Origin of the sequence: Psychrobacter proteolyticus (assembly GCF_038155145.1) — a bacterium.
Classification (GTDB): Bacteria; Pseudomonadota; Gammaproteobacteria; order Pseudomonadales; family Moraxellaceae; genus Psychrobacter; species Psychrobacter proteolyticus_B.
Genome location: NZ_JBAKAY010000279.1, coordinates 1 through 206, shown reverse-complemented (window position 1 = coordinate 206; position 206 = coordinate 1). Strand labels below are relative to the sequence as shown.

Annotated in this window: 1 protein-coding gene; it reads left to right on the top strand. The window is 33.5% G+C overall.

What is annotated here, in order from left to right:
* Positions 1 to 206 (top strand): hypothetical protein (locus V6252_RS13835; protein WP_341610806.1); only part of this gene is annotated, 206 nt, incomplete at both ends.

The following is a 206-nucleotide window of genomic DNA, read 5'->3' as shown; positions in this document are numbered from 1 at the left end:
CTCAGCTTACTACTATTAATAAAGAAATCAAGCAGACGGGTAGTATCAATACAAAGTATAAATTATCAACAGATATTACCATCAGTCAGTTGAAGAACACTGGCAATATCACAGTTGGTAGTGACAAGTATCTTACCATCATTGATACTGACATTGACTCAGGAAAGAATTTAAAACTAAAGAGCAAACAGGCTATCTATAGTAAC